We start from the raw sequence: 24,177 nt of genomic DNA, 5'->3' as shown, positions 1-24,177 counted from the left end.
CGACCGGATGTCGATCCGCGTCATGCTCGTCGATGACCAGGTGCTGCTGCGCACCGGTTTCCGCATGGTGCTCGCCGCCCAGCCCGACATGGAGGTCGTCGCCGAGGCGGGCGACGGGCTGGAGGCGCTGGAGGCGCTGCGCGCCGGTGAGGTGGACGTCGTCCTGATGGACGTCCGGATGCCGAAGTTGGACGGAGTGGAGGCGACCCGGCGCATCTGTGAGCGGGACGGGGCGCCGCGCGTCCTCATCCTGACCACCTTCGACCTGGACGAGTACGCCTTCTCCGCCCTCAAGGCGGGCGCGAGCGGCTTCATGCTCAAGGACGTGCCGCCGGGCGAACTGCTCGCCGCGATCCGCGCGGTGCACAGCGGCGACGCGGTCGTCGCGCCCAGCACCACGCGCCGGCTGCTGAACCGCTTCGCGCCGATGCTGCCGGGCACCGGCGGCGGCATCGGCGGCCGCTCCGGCGCGGCGTCCCGCCCCGAGCTGGACCGGCTCACCGAGCGCGAGCGCGAGGTGATGCTGCTCGTCGCCCAGGGCCTGTCGAACGGCGAGATAGCGGGCCGCCTGGTGCTGTCCGAGGCGACGGTGAAGACACACGTGGGCCGCATCCTCACCAAGCTGGAACTGCGGGACCGGGTGCAGGTGGTGGTGATGGCCTACGAAACGGGCCTCGTGCGGGCAGGAGGCTCCCCCCGCTGACCCGGCTGGGCCGGGGTGGCCCCGCCCTGCCGGGCCGGGGCCGTCGCGCGGCGACTTGCCCTGCCGGGCCGGGGCTCGCGCGGGCGGGGAGTCACCCGCTGGTCCCGGGGTGGGGCGTGCGTGCCGGGAATCGCCCGGCTGATCCCGAGCGGGGCATGCGTGCCCGGTCGGCTCGCTCCGCTGTTCCCGGGCCGGGCCGGGGCGGGTCGGGTTGGCGCGGGCGAGGGCTCCCCTGCTGTCCCTGGGTCGGGGCATTGCGCGTTGGGGGGCTCGCGGCTGTTCCCTGGCCGGAGGGCGTGGGGGCGGTGGGCTTGTCCCGCTGGTCCCGGGGTGGGGGGTTGGGGCGGAGCGCGTACGGGCGGGTGGCGCCCTGCTGGTCCCGGCCAGGAGGGGGTTCGGGGCGGAGCCCCGGCGGGGTGCTGGGGCCGCGATGCGGTGCGGAGGGTGGGCCGCCGTCTGTGGGGCGGCGTCGCGGCGGCGGTGCCTGGTCCTGTGCGACGGGCGGGCCCACGTGGGGTGCTGGGGCGGAGGCCCGCAGTCGGGGGGCCGGGGGTTTTCCCCCGGTTTCGGGAAGGAGCGGGGTGGGGGAGAGTCCCGGCGCGCCGCCACTCCTATCGCAGGACGCCCTCCAGGAAGTCGCTCCCCAGCCGCGCCACCGCCGCCAACTCCAGCTGGTGCAGGACGTACCGCCCGCGCCGCCGGGTCTGCAGCAGCCCGGCCTTCTTCAGGACGGCGATGTGCCGGGAGACCTCCGGCGGTGTGATGGCGTACGCCTCGGCCAGCTCACCCGTGGTGTGCGGCCCCCGGGCCAGCGTGCGGCAGATGCGCATCCGCATCGGGTGGGCGAGGGCTTCCAGGCGCTGCTGGACGAGTTGCAGGGCGGCGGGCGGGGCGAGTTCGGGCCCGGCGACCGGGTACTGGATCACCGGGGTCCAGCCCGGCGCGTGCACCAGCAGCAGATGCGGCCAGCCGAAGGTCGTCGGGATGAGGGTCAGCCCGCGCCCGGACGCCGTCGTACGCCCCGCCGCCAGCTTGTCGACCAGGACGCGCGACCGCCCGTCCGCATCCTGTTCCAGCGACAGCGCGGCCGAGGCCGCCGCCAGCGCCTCCGCGAGCCCCTTGCGCTGCAACAGCTCGCCCTTGTGGCGGGCGTCGGCGGCGAGTTGGAACCGCACCCGCTGCCAGGTGTCCGCGAAGAACGCCTGGTCGCAGTCCTCCAGCAGCCGTCGCAGCCACACCCGCAACCCGTCCGGGTCGGCCAGCATGCGGTTCACGAAGGCCAGTTGCCGCGGTCCGCGGGCCCGGGCCATGTCCCGGACCCGGTCCTGCTCGGCCCGGTCGACCAGCGGCGACGGCGTCGGCCGGTCGTACGCGGCGGAGCAGCTGATCTCGAAGGCGGCCGCCACGAACGCCTCGTCGTCGATCCGGTCCAGCGCGTCCAGGTCCTCGGCGAGGGTCGCCCCGGGGGCGGACGGCAGCAGCAGGTCGGAACGGGCCGTGCCCCACAGGAAGTCCGCCTCGCACAGCCGGTCGGCGAGATCCGGTTTGAGGGAGGCGGCGGTCGCGGTGGCCCAGCCGTGCAGCCCGGGGTGATGGGCGGGCTCGGACAGTACGTGCAGAGCGGCGCCCAGCTCGGCGAGCGGCGACGGGCTGAAGACGATGCGCTCGGGCGGCAGCCCGGTGATGTCCACGACATTGGCCATGACCCCATGGTGCGGCAGCCCGCGCCGCGCCCCGACCTCGATTGACGGCGATCGTCAATCGAGGTGACGGGTGGCGGCGGGCGGCCCGACGCTCGTGCCATGTCCGTCACTCAGCAGTACGCACTCGACCTGTACCGGGCCGCCCAGCGCGGCGAGCCCGCCCCGCCCGCCCCCGGCCACGGCGACTGGCGCGCGCTCCGGGCGCTGCGCGAGTACCGCGACTTCCAGGCCGTGATCGAGGAACGCCCGGCCCGGCGGCGACGCAGAGCCCTCCTGCGGGCACTGCGAGCGGTAAGGGCCCGGGCGGCCCAGGCCGTACGCGCCGCGCGGCACGTACGTGCCGCAGGGGAGCGGCCGACCGGTGCGGCTCGGCAACCGGCCGCCGGGCGGGTCGCCGGGCCGGGCGGGGACGCGTACGTCCGCCCCGTCACGGACCCGTCCTCATGCCCCACCACCAGCTGACTCGCCAGGCCGCCGGCCGCGCCCGGCCCGCGGCCGACCCGCCGAGCGGCGTGCAGCGCACGTCGGCAGCCGCGGCCGCCGCTGTTGCCGCGCGGCTCCCGTAAGGGCGGTCCCGCCCGCCGCGTGCCCGGCGGTCAGCTGTCGCCTCCGCCTTCCTCGGCCAGCACTGCCCGCACCCGCGTCAGGAACGCGGCGACCGCCTCCGTCACCTCCTCCGCCGACCAGTCCAGCGCGGGCGCGGCCACCGTCACCTCGGACATGGCCAGACCGGGCGGCCCCGGCTCCCACCAGCGCCGGAACAGCGTCGTCCGGGTCTCCTCGGCCAGTCGTATCCCCGCCTCTTCCAGGACCTGCGCCGGATACGGCAGCCACACCTGGAACTGATGGGTGTGCGGCACCTCCGGGTGCACCCGGGCCCAGGCCACCCCGGCCGCCGCGAACGCCTCGCGCATCGCCCGCGCCACGGCGGCCGCATGGGCCACGTACGACGGCAGCCGCGGCAGCTCGCGGTCCAGTCCGGCCAGGGCGGCGAGCGCCGTGGGCCACTGCTGGAACACCTGCCCGCCGTACCGGTGGCGCCATGCCCTCGCCTCCGCGATCAGGGTCTCCGGGCCCGCCAGCGCGGCCCCCGCGATCCCGTCGAGCGACTTGTAGAAGGACACGTACACCGTGTCCGCGAGGGCGGCGATCTCCGGGAGCCCGCGCCCGAAGTGCGTGGTGCACTCCCACAGCCGGGCCCCGTCGAAGTGGACCACCGCCTCCCGCTCCCGGGCGGCCTCCACGACGGCGACCAGGTCCTCCCACTCCGGCAGCACGAAGCCCGCGTCGCGCAGCGGCAGTTCGAGCGCGAGGGTGCCGAAGGGCTCGTCCAGGTCGTGGATCTCGGCGGCGGTGGGCAGCCGGGGCTCGCTGGTCGGCCGCACCGCGCGCAGCCCGCTCACCGTCAGATACGCGTCCCGCTCGTGCACCTCCAGATGGGCCAGCGGATGGACGGCCACCACCGGGTTGCCGGTGCGCCCGGCCCAAGCGCGCAGCGCGACCTGCTGGGCCATGGTGCCAGTGGGGAAGAAGGCCGCGGCCTCCATTCCGAGCAGGTCGGCGACCCGCCGCTCCAGCTTCTCGACCACGCCGTCCCCGTATACGTCCACCCAGTCGTCGAGGGCGCCGTCGAGATCCGGGGCGGCGGCGGTCAGGGCCGCCAGCCGCTCGCCGATCCGCTGCTCCATCGGACCCCGCACGAGGGCCCGCTCGGAGCCGCGCCAGGCCGCGAGCCTGCGCGCCCGCGCCGCCTGCTCGGTCACGTCCGCCGTATCCGCTGTATCTGCCACGTCCGCCACATCCGCCACATCCCCCACATCCGCCGTGTCGGCCATGACCCGATGATGACTCACGGGCCGGTCACCTCCCGGGTTATCCACAGACGACGTTGTTCAGCGGAGTTATCCACAGGCGTGGGAACGTGCCCCGGCCCCCACGGGGCACTCGCGTAGCATGGCGGGGAATCGTCCGGTACCCCTGAGGACTGGAACGGAAGGCCGCAGTCGCGTGAACGCACATCCACTTCCCGAGCCGCAGGACCGCCCGGCCCGGCTCACCGTCGGCGTCGTCGGCGCCGGCCGGGTCGGTCCGGCGCTCGCCGCCTCGTTGCGGCTGGCCGGGCACCGGCCCGTCGCCGCCTCCGGCGTCTCCGACGCTTCCGTGAGCCGGGCCGCCGCCCTGCTCCCCGAGGTCCCGATCGTCCCGCCCGCCGAGGTGCTGGCGCGGGCCGAGCTGGTGCTGCTCACCGTCCCCGACGACGCCCTGCCCGAGTTGGTCGCGGGCCTCGCCGAGACCGGTGCGGTGCGCCCCGGCCAGCTGCTGGTGCACACCTCCGGCCGCTACGGCACGGCCGTGCTGGAGCCCGCCCTGCGGGCCGGTGCGCTGCCGCTCGCGCTGCACCCCGTCATGACCTTCACCGGCACACCGGTCGACGTCCAGCGGCTCGCGGGCTGCTCCTTCGGCGTCACCGCCCCCGAGGAGCTGCGGCTGGCGGCCGAGGCGCTGGTCATCGAGATGGGCGGCGAGCCCGAGTGGGTCGCGGAGGAGTCCCGTCCGCTGTATCACGCCGCCCTCGCCATCGGCGCCAACCACCTGGTCACCCTGGTCGCCCAGGCCATGGAGCTGCTGCGCGCGGCCGGGGTCGAGGCGCCCGACCGGATGCTCGGCCCGCTGCTCGGCGCCGCCCTCGACAACTCGCTGCGCAGCGGCGACGCCGCGCTCACCGGACCGGTCGCGCGCGGCGACGCGGGCACGGTCGCCGCCCATGTCCAGGAGCTGCGGCGGCATGCGCCGCAGGCCGTCGCCGGATATCTCGCGATGGCCCGGGCCACGGCGGACCGGGCGCTCGCCCACGGGATGCTCAAGCCGGAGCTGGCGGAGAACCTGCTGGGCGTTCTGTCGGATGTCTCGGATTCCCGGGGCCGGGGAGGAGCGGGATCGTGAGCCCGAAGCTGTGGACCAAGCCGAGCCCCGGTGAGCCGGACATCGAGCTGTTCGCGCGCCGCGCGGACTTCGACGCGGCGCTGGCGCAGTTCGCCGCGCCGGGGCGTACGGCCGTCGTCATGACCATGGGCGCCCTGCACGACGGGCATGCCGCGCTGATCCGTGCCGCGCGCGCCCGGGTCGGCGCCAAGGGCCTCGTCACCGTCACGGTCTTCGTCAACCCGCTGCAGTTCGGCGCGGGCGAGGACCTGGACCGCTATCCGCGCACGCTCGACGCCGACCTGGAGGTTGCGGCCGCCGCCGGCGCGGACATCGTCTTCGCCCCCTCGGCCGAGGAGGTGTACGGGAGCGGCGAGCCGCGGATACGGATGTCCGCCGGGGCCATGGGCGAGGGGTACGAGGGCGCCACCCGGCCCGGCCACTTCGACGGGGTGCTCACCGTCGTCGCCAAGCTGCTCCACCTCACCCGCCCGGACGTCGCCTTCTTCGGCGAGAAGGACGCACAGCAGCTCGTGCTGGTCCGCCGTATGGTGCGTGACCTGGACTTCCCCGTGGAGATCGTCGGCGTCCCCACGGTCCGGGAGGGCGACGGGCTCGCCCTCTCCAGCCGTAACCGCTACCTGTCGGCGCGGGAGCGGGACACCGCGCTGGCCCTGTCCCGGGCACTGTTCGCGGGGCGCGACGCGGGCCTGGCGGCGGCGCGGTCCGCAGGCGTCACCGGGGCTGCCGGGGCCGCCGAGGCCACCGGGGGCGGGGACACGGACGGCCTCGTCCAGGTCGGCTCGCCCGCCGCGGTGCGGGCCGCGGCGCGCGCGGTGCTGGCGGAGGCCGCCCGGCTCGAACCACCGCTGGTCCTCGACTACCTGGACGTGATCGACCCGGAGAGTTTCACCGAGGCGCCCGGGGACCACACCGGCGAGGCCGTCCTGGCCGTCGCCGCCAAGGTCGGCTCCACGCGGCTGATCGACAACATCCGGCTGTGGTTCGGAGCGGGCCGGTGAGCGGGCCCATGAGCGAGCCGAACCGCCGCCCGGACAACCTGACGAGCGCCCCGGCCACCGCCCTGCGCGCCCCCGCGCCCGGCTGGGCCACCGAGGCCGACGTCGTGGTCGTCGGCTCGGGCGTCGCGGGCCTGACCGTGGCGCTGCGCTGCGCCGCCGCCGGGCAGAAGGTCACCGTCGTCACCAAGGCCCGCCTGGACGACGGCTCCACGCGCTGGGCCCAGGGCGGCATAGCCGCCGCCCTCGGCGAGGGCGACACCCCCAGGCAGCACCTCGACGACACGCTCGTCGCGGGCGCCGGGCTCTGCGACGAGCAGGCCGTGCGGATGCTCGTCACCGAGGGCCCCGACGCCGTGCGCCGGCTCATCGCCACCGGCGCCCGCTTCGACGCCGACGACGACACCGGCGAGATCCTGCTGACCCGGGAGGGCGGCCACCACCGCCGTCGCATCGCCCACGCGGGCGGCGACGCGACCGGCGCGGAGATCTCCCGCACCCTGGTCGACGCGGTGCGCGCGGCCGGGATCGACACCGTCGAGAACGCCCTCGTGCTCGATCTCCTCAAGGACGCCTCCGGCCGCGCCGCGGGCGTCACCCTGCACGTCATGGGCGAGGGCGCGCGCGACGGCGTGGGCGCGGTCCACGCGGGCGCGGTCGTCCTCGCGACGGGCGGCATGGGCCAGGTCTTCTCCGCCACCACCAACCCCGCCGTCTCCACCGGCGACGGCGTCGCCCTCGCGCTGCGCGCCGGGGCGGAGGTGAGCGATCTGGAGTTCGTCCAGTTCCACCCCACCGTGCTGTGGCTCGGCCCGGAGGCCGAGGGGCAGCAGCCGCTGGTCTCCGAGGCGGTGCGCGGCGAGGGCGCGTATCTGGTGGACGCCGACGGGGTCCGCTTCATGGTGGGGCAGCACGAGCTGGCCGAGCTGGCCCCCCGCGACGTCGTCGCCAAGGGCATCATGCGGCGGATGCGGGAGCAGGGCGCCGAGCACATGTACCTGGACGCCCGCCACTTCGGCGCCCGGATGTGGGAGCACCGCTTCCCGACGATCCTGGCCGCCTGCCGGGCCCACGGCATCGACCCGGTCACCCAGCCGATCCCGGTGGCCCCCGCCGCGCACTACGCCAGCGGCGGGGTGTGGACGGACCTGCGGGGGCGTACGACGGTGCCGGGGCTGTACGCGTGCGGGGAGACGGCCTGCACGGGCGTCCACGGCGCGAACCGGCTGGCGTCCAACTCGCTGCTGGAGGGCCTGGTCTTCGCCGAGCGCATCGCGGCGGACATCGCCGACCCGGCCCGCACACCGGACCCCGCGCCCCGGGACGCGGCCCCCGTGCCCGAGGCCGATCAGGGCCGGGGCGGGGGAGGCGCCCTGCTCGCCCCCGAGGCCCGGTACGCCGTCCAGCGCATCATGACCACCGGTGCCGGTGTCCTCCGCTCCGCGACAAGCCTCGCCCACGCCGCCGCGCGGCTGGACCGCGTCCGGGAGGACGCCGTCGAGGCGCTGCACCGCGACGGCAAGACGGCCGAGCCCGGCGTCGAGACGTGGGAGGCGACCAACCTCCTCCTCGTCGCCCGGGTCCTGGTGGCCGCCGCGCTCCGGCGCGAGGAGACCCGCGGCTGCCACTGGCGGGAGGACCGCCCCGACCGTGACGACGCGGTCTGGCAGCGGCACCTCCTGGTCACCCTCGGCCCCGACGGCTCGCTCGACGTCCGTACGACGGACTCCGCGGCGTTCCCCTCACCCACCACCCGACCCGAGACGGAGTCCCACCCGTGAGCAGCACCTCCGACGACCGCCAGCAGAGCCCGCCCCGGCCCGTGGACCTTCCGCTGCTCCAGATCGGCGTCCCGGGCGGCGGCGAGGACGGCGGCTGCGGCAGCGCCTGCGGCTGCGGCAGCGGCGCCGACGACGGCGCGTACGGGCTCGACCCGATGGAGTGCGGCCTCGACCCCGACCTGGCCCAGCTGCTGGCCGACGCCGGGCTCGACCCCGTACAGGTCGAGGACGTCGCGCACATGGCGATCGAGGAGGACCTCGACCAGGGCGTGGACGTGACGACCGTCGCCACCGTCCCCGAGGACGCCTTCGCCACCGGCGACTTCACGGCCCGTGAGGCGGGCACCGTGGCCGGGCTGCGGATCGCCGAGGCGATCCTGTCCGTCGTCTGCACGGACGAGTTCGAGGTCGAGCGGCACGTGGAGGACGGCGACCGGGTCGAGCCCGGCCAGAAGCTGCTGAGCGTCCGCACCCGCACCCGCGATCTGCTCACCGGCGAGCGCAGCGCGCTCAACCTGCTCTGCCGCCTCTCCGGCATCGCGACCGCGACCCGCGCCTGGGCGGACGTGCTGGAGGGCACGAAGACGAAGGTCCGCGACACCCGGAAGACGACGCCGGGGCTGCGCGCGCTGGAGAAGTACGCGGTGCGCTGCGGCGGGGGCGTCAACCACCGCATGTCGCTGTCGGACGCGGCGCTCGTCAAGGACAACCACGTGGTCGCGGCGGGCGGCGTGGCGCAGGCGTTCAGCGCCGTCCGGGCCGAGTTCCCTGACCTGCCGATCGAGGTGGAGGTCGACACCCTCGATCAGATCCCGCCGGTCCTGGAGGCGGGCGCGGACCTGATCCTGCTGGACAACTTCACGCCGGAGCGCACCCGCGAGGCGGTCGGACTGGTCGCGGGCCGGGCCGCGCTGGAGTCCTCGGGCCGCCTGACGCTGGCCAACGCCCGTGCGTACGCCGAGACGGGCGTCGACTACCTGGCGGTCGGCGCGCTCACCCACTCGTCCCCGATCCTGGACATCGGCCTGGATCTCCGCGAGACGGGGTGACTGCGCCATGCTGCTGACCATCGGCCCGCCCGTCGCCCCGCCCACCACCCCAGAACTCGCCCTCTGCCGTGAGCCCGACCGGAAGCGGTGTCGCCCATGCTGCTGACCATCGACGTGGGGAACACGCATACCGTCCTCGGCCTCTTCGACGGCGAGGAGATCGTCGAGCACTGGCGGATCTCCACCGACGCCCGCCGCACCGCCGACGAACTGGCCGTCCTGTTGCAGGGCCTGATGGGGATGCATCCGCTGCTCGGCGAGGAGCTGGGCGACGGCATCGAGGGCATCTCGATCTGCTCCACCGTCCCCTCCGTCCTGCACGAGCTGCGCGAGGTCACCCGCCGCTACTACGGCGACGTGCCGTCCGTCCTGGTCGAGCCGGGCGTGAAGACCGGCGTGCCGATCCTGATGGACAACCCGAAGGAGGTCGGCGCCGACCGGATCATCAACGCGCTGGCGGCCGTCGAGCTGTACGAGGGCCCGTGCGTGGTCGTCGACTTCGGCACCGCGACCACCTTCGACGCGGTCAGCTCGCGCGGCGAGTACGTGGGCGGGGTGATCGCGCCCGGTATCGAGATCTCGGTCGAGGCGCTGGGCGTCCGCGGGGCGCAGCTGCGCAAGATCGAGCTGGCCCGCCCGCGCAGCGTGATCGGCAAGAACACCGTGGAGGCCATGCAGTCCGGCATCCTGTACGGCTTCGCGGGCCAGGTCGACGGGATCGTCCGGCGCATGGCGCGGGAGCTGGCCCAGGACCCCGAGGACGTGACGGTGATCGCCACCGGCGGTCTGGCCCCGATGGTCCTCGGCGAGGCCTCGGTCATCGACGAGCACGAGCCCTGGCTCACCCTGATCGGCCTGCGGCTGGTCTACGAGCGCAACGTCGCGCGCGGCTGAACGGCGGTGAAGGGCGATGAACGGCACTGATCGGCGCTCTCGGCGCTGATCGGGCCGTTCGGCGCGCGATCACGCCGAAAACACCGTTCACCTGCGAACTCGGCGGTATTGGCGGCATTACGAAACGAATTCCGCGCGCTGTTCATTCGGCAGGGCGCCGGTGAGGGCACTCCACCGACTGCCGAGGCGCAGTCGAGGAATGCCGTCCGTCGAATTCGGGATCGACAGCGGGATCGACAAGCGGAACCCGCCCGGCCGCTGCCCGCCGCCGACAGGAGTCCGCCCGCGCGGATGACGGGCGGACTCCGATGCGGAGTCGGGACCGCGCTTCGGCTCCCACCGCCGAATGGCCGCCCCCGCAACGCGCCGCACCGCCCGCCGCTCAGCGAAATTTGTCCGCTTAGCACTTAAAGTCCTCCCATGCCCACGCCCTATGGATCCCGCGGCGGAATGGCGTTCAGTGCGGATGAGCTGCGTGTGCTCCGACGCGCCCTCGCCATCGCCCTCCAACCCGAACCCGTCACTCCCCCCGGCCCCCTCGGCCCGGACCGGGCGGAAGAGGTCCAGGACTGTTTCCGGCTCGCCGAAGCCGTGGACGAGGCGGTCCGCGAGGGCGGGCGGCTGCGAGCGTTCCTGCTCGACGAGCTGGCCCGCTATCGCGCCGCTCTCCCCGGCGCCGCCGTTGGCTATCTGCGACAGCTCGAGGGCGCTCTGGCCGCCGGTTACGAGCCGCTGCCGGAGGACCTGGCCGCGCTCCGTACGCTGTGCCGGGCCACCGCGTCGGACGGCGAGGCCGAGCGCCGCCGCGCGCTGCTGAGCCACTGCGAGCGCCTGGCCGAGCGCTGCGTACGCGCCCGGCTCGCGACGCGCGCCCAGGCCGCCGCGCCGCCGCGTCCCCGCCCTCTGGAACGCCCTCTGGAGCGCCCCCTGGAGGCCCGGCTGCGCGCCCTGCCGGGCGGCGCCGGAACCGGACGGGGAGCAGCCGCGACCGGGCCGGTGCTGAAGGACGACGAGCCGAAGCGGGAGCCGCGCAAGAAGCCCACCCCCGCCCCCGACCGCGGGGACCGTGAGGAGCCGAAGCGGCGTGAGCCGGGGCGTGGCACCCCGCGCCCGCAGCGGCCGGTGCCGACGCCCGCCGAGGTCTTCCCGCCCAAGCGCCGCCGCCCCTCCCCGCCGCCGGACCACAACGAGTCCCGGCTCGGCCCCGGCGTAAGGCCGGGTGCCAGGCCCGGCGCGGGGGCCGACGCGGGCGCCGCGTAATCTGGGGGCATCGAGCAAAAGGAGGCCGATAGCCAATGGATTACGTCTCCGCGCTGGTACCGCCCCTGGTGATGGCCGTGGCCTTCACCTTTCTGATCGTGACCATGATCAAGAGCCAGGGTGGCGCCAACAAGGCGAAGGAGGACCACCTCGTGGACGCGGCGCTCGCCCGCGCCGAGGCGGACCGCACGGCGTCGGCCGGCCAGGCGCCGGGCCGCGACGCGACCTGACGCCGACCCCCGCACCTTCACCGCACGCCCCGGGATGCGCCCGCATCCCGGGGCGTGCGGCCATTCGCCGCGCACATCCTCCGACATTCGGTACATCTCCCACTATTATTCACATGTGCCTCGGCCATTGGGAGAGCTCGAAGACGCGGTCATGACGCGGGTGTGGAAGTGGAACCGCCCGGTCACGGTCCGAGAAGTCCTGGAAGACCTTCAGCGAGAACGCTCGATCGCCTACACGACGGTCATGACCGTAATGGACAACCTCCACCACAAGGGCTGGCTCCGCAGGGAGGTGCAAGGCCGCGCCTATCGATATGCCGCGGTCTCCACCCGGGCCTCGTACTCGGCCGCACTGATGAACGAAGCGTGGTCAACCAGTGACAACCCGGCGGCCGCCCTCGTCGCGTTCTTCGAGATGATGTCCGAAGAGCAGCGAGATGCACTGCGGGATGCCATGCGCGTCGCACAACTCGGTGAGCCCGGAGAGAGCCCCGGTGAGTCGGGGTGATGAGGTGGGGCGATAGCGTCCGGCCATGTCCTCTGCCCTATCAAAAGCAGTCACCGTCCGCCGCGCCCGGACCAGCGATGTACGGGCGGTGCGCCGGCTCATCGACTCCTACGTGAGCGATCGCATCCTGCTCGACAAAGCCACGGTGACCCTTTACGAGGACATCCAGGAGTTCTGGGTCGCGGAGCGGGACGAGGACGCCGAGGTCATTGGCTGCGGCGCACTCCACGTCATGTGGGAAGACCTCGCGGAGGTTCGCACTCTCGCGGTGGATCCCACTCACAAGGGGGGTGGTGTGGGCCACCTGGTGCTCGACAAGCTGTTGCAGACGGCGCGCTGGCTGGGCGTCCGGCGCATTTTCTGCCTCACCTTCGAAGTCGACTTCTTCACCAAGCACGGCTTCGTGGAGATCGGCGAGACGCCGGTCGACGGGGATGTCTACAGCGAGCTGCTGCGTTCCTATGACGAGGGCGTCGCCGAGTTCCTCGGTCTCGAACGGGTGAAGCCGAACACCCTTGGCAACAGCCGGATGCTTCTGCAACTGTGATCGCGGGCCCTATGTCCGAATCGCGCCCCTATCACATAGCTCCGGAACAGTGGGTTCCATCAGCCTTCCCGCATGGACGATCGGTCGAACCTTCCCGGAGGGTTTGTGTTTTTCCGGGAAAAGCGGTTTCCTATTCTCTCGTAGTGTAATTACCTGGGGGGTGAGACATCAGCGGCTAACGCCGCGCGCCCGAGCCCCCCGTTTTCCCTGAAAGGAACCCCATGGCACAGAAGGTTCAGGTCCTTCTTGTCGACGACCTCGACGGCGGCGAGGCGGACGAGACCGTGACGTTCGCGCTGGACGGCAAGAGCTACGAGATCGACCTCAACACCACCAACGCGGACAAGCTCCGGGATGCCCTGGAGCCGTTCACCAAGGGCGGTCGTCGCACCGGTGGCCGGGCTTCCGGTGGCCGTGGCAAGGCGCGTGCGGCGTCGGGCGGCAGCCAGGACACCGCGAAGATCCGCGCCTGGGCGAAGGAGAACGGCTACGAGGTCAACGACCGCGGCCGTGTTCCGGCGACCGTTCGCGAGGCGTACGAGAAGGCCAACGGCTGAGCGCGTCACCCTTCCCCGGCTCGCCGCTGTCCGGGCAGTGGCCGGGTGCGCAGCAACCGGGCTCGGTGGCACTCCGTGGCCGCCGCGCCCACGAGCCGCACGAGGTCGGGGGCGCCCCCATCGCCCCCGAAGCCTGTCACCGGCAGCGTCGGCTCCACCCCGCCCTTCGGCTCGGGAGGCCGCAGCCATACGGCGGCCTCCTGCGGGCACCGTCCGGCGGGCGCCACGGCCTCGGGACCCGCGGGCGCCCCGGGATCCCCGGGCGGGGGCCACGAGGCGGAGGGGCACGGAGCGGTGATGCGGCCGCCGGTGCCGAGGGCGGTCAGATCCAGCGGAACGCCGCCCCACTCCAGCCAGTCGAGCAGCCCCGGCAGCTCGTCGGCGCTGCCCGCGGCCACGAGCAGCCGCATCCAGGGGCCCTCCACCGCGACCGGACCGGTCCGCGGTACGCGCCGCAGCAGCGCGAGACCGGCGGCGACCGGCAGCTCCAGTACGTCGAATGCCACCCCCGTGAGCAGCTCGACGGGACCGCTGCCGGTCGTCTGCCAGTCCAGCTCCCGCTCGTACCACCGCGCACATCCCGGCGCGCCCTGTCGGCCCTGGCGGACCTGTCCCTGTTCGGGGGCCGAGCGGTCCTGTGAGCGGCCGGACGGCGCCGCGGCGGTGGAGATCATGCCCAGAGCAACTCCCTCCCTCCCCGAAGGTTACGTCCCGTAGGCGGGCAACCGCGTCGCGTGATCGGATGGGGGTCTGCAGGGGCGGTGAACGGACGCAAGGTTGTTCGCCCGTAGCTGAGGGAACCGGGTCGCCCGGCATGGAGTGTCCGTGCTTGCGGGTAAGACATCCCTTGTGGGAGGGGCGGTCCGCGCGTCGGGAGAAAGGGGCGTTCGCCATCGGCGTAGTGACGGTGGGCGTATATGCCTGGCCTGCGGGAACATCGTCTCGCACCATCGGGTTGGAGCAGTTGTCGGCTGTTCGGGCAGGAGGGCATCTGCTGTGCGCCCTGTGAGAGTGGGGCCGATCCGGACGGTTGTCGGCAGTTGGAATGAGCTGTCCCGGGTTGCGGGACTAGCATGCGGAAGGACAGGGAGGGGATCGTCCCCGATCTTTCTGACCGCTCTGAGGAGCGATTAACGATGTTCGAGAGGTTCACCGACCGCGCGCGGCGGGTTGTCGTCCTGGCTCAGGAAGAAGCCCGGATGCTCAACCACAACTACATCGGCACCGAACACATTCTCCTGGGCCTGATCCACGAGGGTGAGGGTGTCGCCGCTAAGGCCCTGGAGAGCCTCGGGATTTCGCTCGAGGCGGTCCGCCAGCAGGTGGAGGAGATCATCGGCCAGGGCCAGCAGGCCCCGTCCGGGCACATCCCCTTCACCCCCCGTGCCAAGAAGGTCCTGGAGCTGTCGCTCCGCGAGGCCCTTCAGCTCGGCCACAACTACATCGGCACGGAGCACATCCTGCTCGGCCTGATCCGCGAGGGCGAGGGCGTCGCCGCCCAGGTCCTCGTGAAGCTGGGCGCCGATCTGAACCGGGTGCGGCAGCAGGTCATCCAGCTGCTCTCCGGCTACCAGGGCAAGGAGGCCGCCACCGCCGGCGGCCCGGCGGAGGGCACTCCCTCCACCTCGCTCGTCCTGGACCAGTTCGGCCGCAACCTCACCCAGGCCGCCCGCGAATCCAAGCTCGACCCGGTCATCGGGCGCGAGAAGGAGATCGAGCGGGTCATGCAGGTGCTCTCGCGCCGCACCAAGAACAACCCGGTCCTCATCGGCGAGCCCGGCGTCGGCAAGACGGCGGTCGTCGAGGGGCTGGCCCAGGCCATCGTCAAGGGCGAGGTGCCCGAGACCCTCAAGGACAAGCACCTCTACACCCTGGACCTGGGCGCCCTGGTCGCCGGCTCCCGCTACCGCGGTGATTTCGAGGAGCGCCTGAAGAAGGTTCTCAAGGAGATCCGCACCCGCGGCGACATCATCCTGTTCATCGACGAGCTCCACACCCTGGTGGGTGCGGGCGCCGCCGAGGGCGCGATCGATGCCGCGAGCATCCTCAAGCCGATGCTGGCGCGGGGCGAGCTGCAGACCATCGGCGCCACGACGCTCGACGAGTACCGCAAGTACCTGGAGAAGGACGCGGCCCTGGAGCGCCGCTTCCAGCCCATCCAGGTCGCCGAGCCGTCGCTGCCGCACACCATCGAGATCCTCAAGGGCCTGCGGGACCGCTACGAGGCGCACCACCGCGTCTCGATCACGGACTCGGCCCTGGTCGCGGCCGCCACCCTGGCCGACCGCTACATCTCGGACCGCTTCCTGCCGGACAAGGCGATCGACCTGATCGACGAGGCCGGCTCCCGGATGCGGATCCGCCGGATGACCGCGCCGCCGGACCTGCGCGAGTTCGACGAGAAGATCGCCGACGTGCGCCGGGAGAAGGAGTCCGCGATCGATTCGCAGGACTTCGAGATGGCCGCGGGCCTGCGCGACAAGGAGAAGCAGCTCCTGGCCGCGAAGGCGAAGCGGGAGAAGGAGTGGAAGGCCGGCGACATGGATGTCGTCGCCGAGGTCGACGAGGAGCTGATCGCAGAGGTCCTGGCCACGGCCACCGGCATCCCGGTCTTCAAGCTCACCGAGGAGGAGTCCTCGCGGCTGCTCCGCATGGAGGACGAGCTGCACAAGCGCGTCATCGGCCAGAAGGACGCCATCAAGGCGCTCTCGCAGGCCATCCGGCGTACGCGTGCGGGCCTCAAGGACCCCAAGCGCCCCGGCGGCTCCTTCATCTTCGCGGGCCCGTCCGGTGTCGGTAAGACCGAGCTGAGCAAGACTCTCGCCGAGTTCCTCTTCGGCGACGAGGACGCGATGATCTCGCTCGACATGTCGGAGTTCAGCGAGAAGCACACCGTCTCGCGGCTCTTCGGCTCCCCGCCCGGATACGTGGGCTACGAGGAGGGCGGCCAGCTCACCGAGAAGGTGCGCCGCAAGCCGTTCTCCGTGGTCCTCTTCGACGAGGTCGAGAAGGCCCACCCGGACATCTTCAACTCGCTGCTGCAGATCCTGGAGGACGGTCGGCTGACCGACTCCCAGGGCCGGGTCGTGGACTTCAAGAACACGGTGATCATCATGACCACCAACCTCGGCACCCGGGACATCTCCAAGGGCTTCAACCTGGGCTTCGCCGCCCAGGGCGATGTGAAGACCGGCTACGAGCGGATGAAGAACAAGGTCAACGAGGAGCTGAAGCAGCACTTCCGCCCCGAGTTCCTCAACCGTGTCGACGACACGGTCGTCTTCCACCAGCTCACCGAGGAAGACATCATCCAGATCGTCGACCTCATGATCACCAAGGTGGACGAGCGGCTCAAGGACCGCGACATGGGCATCGAGCTCAGTGGCGTCGCCAAGAAGCTGCTCGCCAAGCGGGGCTATGACCCCGTGCTGGGCGCCCGGCCGCTGCGCCGGACGATTCAGCGGGAAATCGAGGACGTGCTGTCGGAGAAGATTCTCTTCGGCGAGCTGCGTCCGGGCCACATCGTGGTCGTGGACACCGAGGGCGAGGGTGAGGAGAAGAAGTTCACCTTCCGCGGCGAGGAGAAGTCGGCACTGCCGGACACCCCGCCGATCGAGTCCGCCGCCGGCGGAGGCCCGAACCTGAGCAAGGACGCATAAGCGTCATCTTGTGAGCGGCTGAGGGGCCGCTGGACCGTTTCTGAACGGTTCAGCGGCCCTTTTGTCATGCTGGCGCGTCCGCGCGCTGTCGCGGGCCCTTACCGGCCCTTACGGCCCCTTACTGACCCTCGCGGTCCTTTGCGGGCCGCCATTCCGATCATCCCGCAAGGCTCATGCGATAAAGAGCCGCGCCATAGGGCACGTTTCGGCCGCGTGGCGGAAAGTGGCGGATAGTCGACAGCGTTTCCCTTTCCCGGCGCGGCTTCCCGGCGCAGCGGCATCCCGCCCGTGGCCTTTGAGAGCGACGGCCCGCCGGGAGAGGGGGGAGAACGGGCGGCCCGTCGCAGGGGTGACCCTAAGGCCGGGCGCTGAGTGATCGCTTATGGCGGGCTGAGTCCGGATCGGGTGGCAAAAAGGGGAGGCGGCGGTGCGAACCGTCGGAGTAGCGTGCCCGCATGTACTCATTCCTTCAGATCTACGGCTGACACGCCGTTCCCTCCGGCGCACCGGCGAGACCGCCGCTGCGCCGGTTCGTCGTGTCCCTTTCGCCGTAGACCTGAATCGAGTGATCTCTCATGTCCCGTCGCCGTGCCCATATCGCGATGGTCGGTATTCCCGCCATCAGCCATACGCTCCCCAGCCTCGAGGTCATCCGGGAGCTGGTGGCGCGGGGCCACCGCGTGACGTACGCCAACGACGCGCATCTGGCGGACGTCATCAAGCCGACCGGTGCCGCGCTGGTGCCGTACGACTCGACCCTGCCCGTCGTCGACAACGACTGGCCCGCGGACCCCATCGCCGCGATGACCGTCTTCCTGGACGACGCGATCCAGGCGCTGCCGCAGCTGCGCGCCGCGTACGACCACGACCCCGCCGACCTCTACCTGTACGACATCGGCGCGTACGCCGGGCGGGCCATCGCCGAGGCACAGGGGCGTCCGGCGGCGCAGCTCTCGCCGACCTTCGTCGCCTGGGAGGGCTACGAACAGGAGGTCGCGGCGCAGATCATGGCGCTGCCGGGGGCCGGCGCGTACCAGGCGAAGTTCGCCGCGTGGCTGGCCGGCTGCGGGGCGGTGACCACCGAGGTGAACGCCTTCTGCGGGCCGCCCGGGCGGGCGATCGCGCTGATCCCCAAGGCCATGCAGCCGAACGCCGACCGGGTGGACGAGGAGGTGGTGACGTTCGTCGGGCCGTGTCTCGGCGACCGCGCCGACCAGGGCCGGTGGGAACGCCCCGCGGGCGCCGGGAGGGTGCTGCTGGTCTCCCTGGGCTCGGCCTACACCCGGCAGCCCGGCTTCTACCGGGAGTGCCTGGCGGCCTTCGGTGATCTGCCCGGATGGCATGTCGTGCTCCAGATCGGCCGTCATGTCGACCCGGCGGAGCTGGGGCACATCCCGGCAGGCGTCGAGGTCCACCCGTGGGTGCCGCAGTTGGCGATCCTGGAGCAGGCCGACGCGTTCGTCACCCACGCCGGGATGGGCAGCAGCGGCGAGGGCCTGTACTGCGGGCTGCCAATGATCGCCGTACCGCAGGGGGCCGAGCAGCCGATGAACGCCGACCGGCTCGTCGAACTGGGCGTGGCCCGCCGCGTCGACACGGCGGAGGCGACCGCCGAGGTGCTGCGCGCCGCGCTGCTGGACCTGACCGGGGACTCGGAGGTGGCCCGGCGGGCGGCCGAGCTGCGGGACCAGGTGCGGGCGGAGGGCGGCACGGCGCGGGCCGCCGATCTGATCGAGGAGATGCTGGGCTGAGACACGCCTGCGGCCCGGCCCTCGGGCCGGGCCGCAGGTTCGCGTTCACTTCACGCGTTCACTTCACGCGTTCACCTCACGATGCTGATGCGGTCCGCCTTCGGCGGGTCCAGGGGCGTGGACGCCGACGAGTGCGCGCCCAGGTAGGCGTTGAGCGCCTCCAGGTCGGAGGCGCCGACGAGCTTGTTCTTGCCGTCCTTGAAGGCGGCGAAGCCGTCGCCGCCGCCCGCGAGGAATTCGTTCATCGCGACGCGGTAGGTCTTGGCGGCGTCGATGGGCTCACCGTTGAGCTTCACCGTGTCGGTGACGATCCGGTCCTTGCCGGACTTGGTCAGATCGAGGGTGTAGGTGAGGCCCTTCGAGACCTGGAGGATCCTGGGGGATGCCTCGTTGGAGCCGCTGACCTGCTGCTGGAGCGCGGTGATGAGCTGGGCTCCGGTCAGGTCGATGACGTTCATCATGTTGGTGAAGGGCTGCACGGTGAACGCCTCGCCGTACGTCACGACCCCGTCGCCCTCGCTGCCGGACGCCTTGTAGGCGAGGTCGGAGCGGATGCCGCCGGGGTTCATGAGGGCGATCTGGGCGCCGCCCTTGCCGTCCGGGGCGAGCGCTTCGAGCTGGGCGTCGGTGATGACGTCGCCCAGCGGAGATTCGTACGTCGCGGCGCCGCGGCCGTTGATGTCGGCGGAGACGTAGCCGACGGGCTTGCTCGCGATGGGCGCGGCGAGCTTGTTCCAGCGGCCGATGAGGGAGGTCATGTCGGCGGCCTTGGGCCGGTCGCGGTCGACGACGTGGTTCGCCGCGTGGGCGCCCTTCACGGTGGTGCGCACGATGTCGTTCGTGCGGCGGTCGTAGGTGAGGGTGGTGTCGGTGTAGAGGCGGCCGAAGGAGGCGGCGGAGGTGACGGTGCGCGGGGTTCCGGAGGGGTCCGGGATCGTGCACGCGTAGGCCTGGTGGGTGTGGCCGGTGACCAGGGCGTCGACCTTCGGGGTGACGTGTCTGGCGATGTCGACTACGGGTCCGGAGATGCCCTTGCCCGCACCGCCGTTGTCGCAGTCGGCGTTGTACGCGGCGGAGGCGGGCAATCCGCCTTCGTGGATGAGGGCGACGATCGACTTCACGCCCTGGCGCTGCAGCTCCTTGGCGTACTTGTTGATCGTTTGGACCTCGTCGTGGAACTTCAGGCCCTTGACGCCCTCGGCGGTGACGACATCGGGCGTGCCCTCCAGGGTGACGCCGATGAAGCCGACCTTCACGCCGTTGTGACGCCAGACGGTGTACGGCTTGAGGATGGGCTTGCCGGTCTTCTCGTCGGTGACGTTGGCCGCCAGGTAGGGGAAGTCGGCGCCGCGGAAGGTCTTGCCCTTCTCGTAGCAGCCCTCCTTGGGGTGGCAGCCGCCGTTCTGCATGCGGGTCAGCTCGGCGCGTCCCTCGTCGAACTCGTGGTTGCCGACGGAGGTGACGTCGAGATCGAGCTTGTTGAGGGCTTCGATGGTCGGCTCGTCGTGGAAGAGGCCGGACATCAGCGGGCTCGCGCCGATCATGTCGCCGCCGGCGGCGGTGACGGAGTACTCGTGGCCCTTGCGGGCCTGGCGGAGTGCGGTGGCGAGGTATTCGGCGCCGCCGGCCGGGATGGCCTTGGTCGTGCCGTCCGGCTGGGCCTCGGTGACGGTGCCGGAGGAGCCCTGCGGGGGCTCCAGGTTGCCGTGCAGGTCGTTGAAGGACAGCAGCTGTACGTCGACGGTGCGGCCGGGCTTGTGCCGCGGGGCGTCCGCCCCCGCCGGGTTCGCGGCGGACAGCACCCCGGCCGCGGCGGCCAGCACCGCGACTCCGGTGGTCAACCGGCGTGCCGCTCCGCGCCGCCCAGGTCTCGCTGACATGTCGTCCCCTTGTGTGCCCCGTGGGTGTGTGGTGGGCCGCAGCTTACGGTCAACGCGCGTAGCGGGGCAGGGGGATGGAGGTTACGAGCTGGTTGCCGGTGGCCAACTCCCGGGCCGCTGTTCGTGCCAGGGACGCCCCGGGTGGCGATCGGGGGCGATCGGGCAGCCGGGTGACCCGCCGGGGACGGGGAGTCCGGCGGCTTGCCGGACAAGGGGTCGGTCGTAGGCTCGGTCCCATGGATGACGTGGTGAACGAGACGCCTGGTGCGCGCCGCATCGAGGTGCTGGAGGAGCTGGCGCCCGCAGTGGTGGAGGACGTGCTGCGGCTGATCGCCGAGTCCGCGCGCGCCGATGGGCAGCAGGCGGTGTCGGAGCAGGGGCGGTTGCAGCTGCGGGGGCGCCGGGCGGGGGTGCGCCATCTGGTGCTGCGCGAGCCGAGCGGGGAGCTGGCCGGCTACGCGCAGCTGGAGGACACCGACCCGGTGGAGGCCCCGGCCGCCGAGCTGGTCGTGCGCCCCGCGCACCGCGGCCGGGGGCACGGCCGGGCGCTGGGCATGACGCTGCTCAAGGAGTCCGGGAAGCGGCTGCGGGTGTGGGCGCACGGCGGGCACGCCTCGGCGCGGCATCTGGCGCAGGTGCTGGGGCTGACCCTGTTCCGTGAGCTGCGGCAGATGCGGCGCCCGCTGGGGCCGCCGGACGAGCTGGGGATCCCGGAGCCGACGCTGCCGGAGGGCGTGACCGTACGGACCTTCCGGCCCGGTGACGACGACCGGGCCTGGCTGGCCGCGAACGCCGCCGCCTTCGCCCACCACCCCGAGCAGGGCGCGCTCACCCAGCGCGACCTGGACGACCGCAAGGGCGAGGCGTGGTTCGACCCCGCCGGGTTCTTCCTGGCCGAGCGCGCGGGCGAGATCGTCGGCTTCCACTGGACGAAGGTGCACGCCGAGGAGCGGCTGGGCGAGGTGTACGTGGTGGGGGTGCGGCCGGACGCGCAGGGCGGCGGTCTCGGCCGGGCGCTGACCGCGATCGGGCTGCGGCATCTGGCCGCGCAGGGTCTGCCGACGGCGATGCTGTACGTCGACGCGGACAATTTCGCCGCGGTGTCCGTCTACGACCGGCTCGGCTTCGTCACGCATGAGACCGATCTGATGTATCGAACCGAAACCTGAGGGCAGGGGAGGCAGGAGGGCTCCGAGGGTCTCCGGGAGGGGCGGTCGGGACTCCCGCGGGTCGGGTCCCGATTTCCCAAACGCCATGTCTCCGTTACCGACGGTTCAATCTCGGTTGCAAGCATCACTGAATGCAGCCCGCTGTGCCCGATCCCTCGCCCCGGAGGCTCCGTGCCGCTATCGCGTCGCCTTCCGCCACGCCGCGTCTCGTCGCGGCGCGGAACAATGAGGTCATGAACGAGTCCAGCGATCAGGCACCGGTCCACGCTCCGCAGCCCCAGCCCCAGCCGTCGGTCGGGTCCATCGCGGCGCACCGTCCGCACGCGGTCGTCGCCCCGCCCGTGCGGGCGCTGGATCCCGATCTCGACGCCGATCCGGATACCTACGAGGAGGGGGACGGCGGCCCGGACGCGGACGGCACCGAGCTGCCCCACAACCGGTTCCTGGACCGCGAGCGCAGCTGGCTGGCGTTCAACGAGCGGGTGCTGGAGCTGGCCGAGGACCCGGCGACCCCGCTGCTGGAGCGGGCGAACTTCCTCGCGATCTTCGCCAGCAACCTGGACGAGTTCTTCATGGTGCGGGTCGCGGGGCTCAAGCGGCGCATCGCGACCGGCGTGGCCACCCGCTCCGCCTCCGGGCTCCAGCCCCGGGAGGTGCTGGAGCAGATCTGGACCCGGTCCCGCGAGCTCATGGCCCGGCACGCCGCCTGCTACCAGCAGGACGTGGCCCCGGCGCTCGCCGAGGAGGGCATCCATCTGATCCGCTGGGCGGACCTCACGGAGAAGGAGCAGTCCCGCCTCTTCACCCTGTTCCGCCAGCAGATCTTCCCGGTGCTGACCCCGCTCGCGGTGGACCCGGCGCATCCGTTCCCGTACATCTCGGGGCTGTCGCTCAACCTGGCCGTGGTGGTCCGCAACCCGGTCAGCGGGCACGATCACTTCGCACGTGTGAAGGTTCCGCCGCTGCTCTCGCGGTTCCTGGAGGCGTCCCCGCACCGGTACGTCCCGCTGGAGGACGTGATCGCGGCGCATCTGGAGGAGCTGTTCCCCGGCATGGAGGTGCTCGCGCACCACATGTTCCGGGTGACCCGCAACGAGGACCTGGAGGTCGAGGAGGACGACGCGGAGAACCTGCTCCAGGCCCTGGAGAAGGAGCTGCTGCGGCGCCGCTTCGGGCCCCCGGTGCGGCTGGAGGTCGAGGAGTCGATCGACCCGTACGTCCTCGACCTGCTCGTCCGCGAGCTGAAGGTCTCCGACGCCGAGGTGTACCCGCTGCCGGGCCCGCTCGACCTCACCGCGCTCTTCGACATAGCCGCCTCCGACCGGCCCGAGCTGAAGTACCCGAAGTTCGTCGCGGGCACCCACCGCGACCTGGCCGAGGTGGAGTCCGCCTCCGCGCCCGACATCTTCGCCGCGCTGCGTGAGCGCGATGTGCTGCTGCACCACCCGTACGACTCGTTCTCGACCTCCGTCCAGGCGTTCCTGGAGCAGGCCGCGGCCGATCCGGACGTCCTCGCGATCAAGCAGACGCTCTACCGGACGTCGGGCAAGTCGCCGATCGTCGACGCGCTCATCGACGCCGCCGAGTCCGGCAAGCAGGTGCTGGTGCTGGTCGAGATCAAGGCCCGGTTCGACGAGCAGGCCAACATCAAGTGGGCGCGCAAGCTGGAGGAGGCCGGCTGCCATGTGGTCTACGGCCTGGTCGGGCTGAAGACCCACTGCAAGCTGTCCCTGGTGGTCCGCCAGGAGGGCGACACGCTGCGCCGCTACGCGCATGTCGGCACCGGCAACTACCACCCCAAGACGGCCCGGCTGTACGAGGACCTGGGGCTGCTCACGGCCGACCCCAAGGTCGGCGCGGACCTCTCCGACCTGTTCAACCGGCTCAGCGGCTACTCGCGGCGGGAGAACTACCGGCGGCTGCTCGTCGCACCCAAGTCGCTGCGCGACGGCCTCGTCACCCGCATCCACAAGGAGATCACGCACCACCGGGCCGGACGGCCCGCGTCCGTGCGGATCAAGGTCAACTCGATGGTGGACGAGGTCGTCATCGACGCCCTCTACCGGGCGTCGCAGGCCGGGGTGCCGGTCGACGTCTGGGTGCGCGGCATCTGCGCGCTGCGCCCGGGCGTCGAGGGGCTGTCGGAGAACATACGGGTCCGCTCCATCCTGGGCCGGTTCCTGGAACACTCGCGCGTCTTCGCGTTCGGGAACGGCGGCGAGCCGGAGGTGTGGCTCGGCAGCGCCGACATGATGCACCGCAATCTGGACCGCCGCATAGAGGCGCTGGTGCGGGTCACCGACCCCGCCCACCGCTCCTCGCTCCACCGTCTGCTGGAGACCGGCATGTCGGATTCCACCTCCTCCTGGCACCTGGGCCCGGACGGCGGCTGGACCCGGCATGCGACGGACGCGGACGGACAGCCGCTGCGGAACGTACAGGAGATGCTCATAGACGCCCGGAGGCGACGGCGTGGTTCGACGACATGACCTGCCGCTGGTCGGGATTACCGGGGGTGCGGGGTCACCCGGCACCCCGCCCCGCA

At 72.2% G+C, this 24,177-nt stretch carries 20 protein-coding genes; 16 read left to right on the top strand and 4 right to left on the bottom strand.

The window, feature by feature from the left end:
* The first annotated feature begins 7 nt into the window (after positions 1-7).
* On the top strand, positions 8-703 hold the full coding sequence (locus tag ACH4SI_RS39715) for a response regulator (protein WP_398305083.1): 696 nt from the start codon (positions 8-10) through the stop codon (positions 701-703).
* A 611-nt stretch (positions 704-1,314) separates the two neighbouring features.
* Here ACH4SI_RS39715 and ACH4SI_RS39710 read toward each other — a convergent pair.
* Positions 1,315-2,406, bottom strand: a complete 1,092-nt coding sequence (locus tag ACH4SI_RS39710) for a DUF5937 family protein (RefSeq protein ID WP_398305080.1) — start codon at positions 2,404-2,406, stop codon at positions 1,315-1,317.
* 99 nt (positions 2,407-2,505) lie between these two features.
* Here ACH4SI_RS39710 and ACH4SI_RS39705 point away from each other — a divergent pair, with 99 nt between their 5' ends.
* The gene (locus ACH4SI_RS39705) at positions 2,506-2,868 is read left to right on the top strand and encodes a hypothetical protein (RefSeq protein ID WP_398305077.1); all 363 of its coding nucleotides are present in this window, start codon (positions 2,506-2,508) and stop codon (positions 2,866-2,868) included.
* Between the two features lie 134 nt (positions 2,869-3,002).
* On the opposite strand, the gene ACH4SI_RS39700 is transcribed toward ACH4SI_RS39705, so the two are convergent.
* Positions 3,003-4,241: a threonine aldolase family protein gene (locus ACH4SI_RS39700; protein WP_398305074.1), complete on the bottom strand. Its 1,239-nt coding sequence runs from the start codon at positions 4,239-4,241 to the stop codon at positions 3,003-3,005.
* Between the two features lie 172 nt (positions 4,242-4,413).
* Between ACH4SI_RS39700 and ACH4SI_RS39695 the strand changes: the two genes are divergently transcribed.
* The 10 genes from ACH4SI_RS39695 (at position 4,414) to ACH4SI_RS39650 (ending at position 13,173) form a co-directional block, all read left to right on the top strand.
* A complete protein-coding gene (locus tag ACH4SI_RS39695) occupies positions 4,414-5,349 on the top strand; it encodes a Rossmann-like and DUF2520 domain-containing protein (protein WP_398305072.1) in 936 nt (311 codons plus the stop codon).
* Entirely contained in the window at positions 5,346-6,350 is a 1,005-nt protein-coding gene (gene panC / locus ACH4SI_RS39690) for a pantoate--beta-alanine ligase (protein WP_398305069.1), read from the top strand. Before ACH4SI_RS39695 ends, panC begins: the two co-directional genes overlap by 4 nt.
* An 8-nt stretch (positions 6,351-6,358) precedes the next feature.
* Positions 6,359-8,128, top strand: a complete 1,770-nt coding sequence (locus ACH4SI_RS39685) for an L-aspartate oxidase (RefSeq protein WP_398305066.1) — start codon at positions 6,359-6,361, stop codon at positions 8,126-8,128.
* Complete coding sequence (gene nadC / locus ACH4SI_RS39680; protein WP_398305063.1) at positions 8,125-9,177, top strand: carboxylating nicotinate-nucleotide diphosphorylase; 1,053 nt, start codon at positions 8,125-8,127, stop codon at positions 9,175-9,177. Before ACH4SI_RS39685 ends, nadC begins: the two co-directional genes overlap by 4 nt.
* A gap of 96 nt (positions 9,178-9,273) precedes the next feature.
* Positions 9,274-10,071: a type III pantothenate kinase gene (locus ACH4SI_RS39675; RefSeq protein WP_398305060.1), complete on the top strand. Its 798-nt coding sequence runs from the start codon at positions 9,274-9,276 to the stop codon at positions 10,069-10,071.
* A gap of 420 nt (positions 10,072-10,491) precedes the next feature.
* Positions 10,492-11,331, top strand: coding sequence for a hypothetical protein (locus ACH4SI_RS39670; RefSeq protein ID WP_398305057.1), 840 nt, complete (start codon positions 10,492-10,494; stop codon positions 11,329-11,331).
* Positions 11,332-11,366: 35 nt separating this feature from the next.
* Entirely contained in the window at positions 11,367-11,561 is a 195-nt protein-coding gene (locus ACH4SI_RS39665) for a hypothetical protein (RefSeq protein WP_398305054.1), read from the top strand.
* A 115-nt stretch (positions 11,562-11,676) separates the two neighbouring features.
* Positions 11,677-12,069 (top strand): BlaI/MecI/CopY family transcriptional regulator, encoded by a 393-nt coding sequence (locus tag ACH4SI_RS39660; RefSeq protein WP_398305051.1) that lies wholly within the window; start codon positions 11,677-11,679, stop codon positions 12,067-12,069.
* Between the two features lie 25 nt (positions 12,070-12,094).
* Positions 12,095-12,616 carry an amino-acid N-acetyltransferase gene (locus tag ACH4SI_RS39655; protein WP_398305048.1) on the top strand — a complete coding sequence of 174 codons (522 nt, stop codon included), beginning with the start codon at positions 12,095-12,097 and terminating at the stop codon, positions 12,614-12,616.
* A 221-nt stretch (positions 12,617-12,837) separates the two neighbouring features.
* Positions 12,838-13,173, top strand: coding sequence for an Lsr2 family protein (locus ACH4SI_RS39650; RefSeq protein WP_398305045.1), 336 nt, complete (start codon positions 12,838-12,840; stop codon positions 13,171-13,173).
* A 5-nt stretch (positions 13,174-13,178) separates the two neighbouring features.
* Here the strand turns inward: ACH4SI_RS39650 and ACH4SI_RS39645 are convergent, their stop codons facing one another.
* A complete protein-coding gene (locus tag ACH4SI_RS39645) occupies positions 13,179-13,847 on the bottom strand; it encodes an SCO3374 family protein (protein WP_398305043.1) in 669 nt (222 codons plus the stop codon).
* Between the two features lie 462 nt (positions 13,848-14,309).
* Between ACH4SI_RS39645 and ACH4SI_RS39640 the strand changes: the two genes are divergently transcribed.
* Entirely contained in the window at positions 14,310-16,832 is a 2,523-nt protein-coding gene (locus ACH4SI_RS39640) for an ATP-dependent Clp protease ATP-binding subunit (RefSeq protein WP_009716899.1), read from the top strand.
* 575 nt (positions 16,833-17,407) lie between these two features.
* Positions 17,408-18,583, top strand: a complete 1,176-nt coding sequence (locus ACH4SI_RS39635; protein ID WP_398305040.1) for a macrolide family glycosyltransferase — start codon at positions 17,408-17,410, stop codon at positions 18,581-18,583.
* A 71-nt stretch (positions 18,584-18,654) separates the two neighbouring features.
* On the opposite strand, the gene ACH4SI_RS39630 is transcribed toward ACH4SI_RS39635, so the two are convergent.
* On the bottom strand, positions 18,655-20,463 hold the full coding sequence (locus ACH4SI_RS39630; RefSeq protein ID WP_398305037.1) for a bifunctional metallophosphatase/5'-nucleotidase: 1,809 nt from the start codon (positions 20,461-20,463) through the stop codon (positions 18,655-18,657).
* 236 nt (positions 20,464-20,699) lie between these two features.
* Here ACH4SI_RS39630 and mshD point away from each other — a divergent pair, with 236 nt between their 5' ends.
* Together mshD and ACH4SI_RS39620 are read left to right on the top strand one after the other, a co-directional pair.
* Positions 20,700-21,632: a mycothiol synthase gene (mshD, locus tag ACH4SI_RS39625; RefSeq protein WP_398305034.1), complete on the top strand. Its 933-nt coding sequence runs from the start codon at positions 20,700-20,702 to the stop codon at positions 21,630-21,632.
* A 233-nt stretch (positions 21,633-21,865) separates the two neighbouring features.
* Positions 21,866-24,121 (top strand): RNA degradosome polyphosphate kinase, encoded by a 2,256-nt coding sequence (locus ACH4SI_RS39620; RefSeq protein WP_398305031.1) that lies wholly within the window; start codon positions 21,866-21,868, stop codon positions 24,119-24,121.
* Positions 24,122-24,177: the final 56 nt, after the last annotated feature.

Source organism: Streptomyces sp. NPDC021212, from assembly GCF_044332925.1.
Taxonomy (GTDB): domain Bacteria; phylum Actinomycetota; class Actinomycetes; order Streptomycetales; family Streptomycetaceae; genus Streptomyces.
This window is presented reverse-complemented; position numbering and strand designations above follow the sequence as displayed.